At 71.3% G+C, this 247-nt stretch carries 1 protein-coding gene; it reads left to right on the top strand.

Going from position 1 to position 247, the window contains the following annotated elements; all coding sequences use genetic code 11:
* Nucleotides 1-235: hypothetical protein (locus QM841_RS42995; RefSeq protein WP_283336809.1), on the top strand; the 235-nt coding region annotated here is incomplete at its 5' end.
* Nucleotides 236-247: the final 12 nt, after the last annotated feature.

Below are 247 nucleotides of genomic sequence, written 5' to 3' on the forward strand. Positions count from 1 at the left end.
GTGGGGCGGAGAGAGCGCATACGCTGGCAGGGCGGTGCTGGCGCCCACCGTGGTCGATTTCGGCGGCTTGGAATTCACGCGTAGGCAGGGTGCGGCCCCGTACCAGCTCGAAGCCGCGGGGTCGTGCCTTCAGCAGGCGGCGTCCGCGTTTGACCACCGATTCGGCCACACCGGCGCGGGCCGCGAGGTTCTGGAGGGTGGCAGTAACGCGGCGCCCAGGGTTCGAGTCGGCTGACGACGCGTGCGC

The organism is Rhodococcus sp. IEGM 1307 (assembly GCF_030056915.1).
GTDB classification, from domain to species: Bacteria; Actinomycetota; Actinomycetes; order Mycobacteriales; family Mycobacteriaceae; genus Rhodococcus_F; species Rhodococcus_F opacus_D.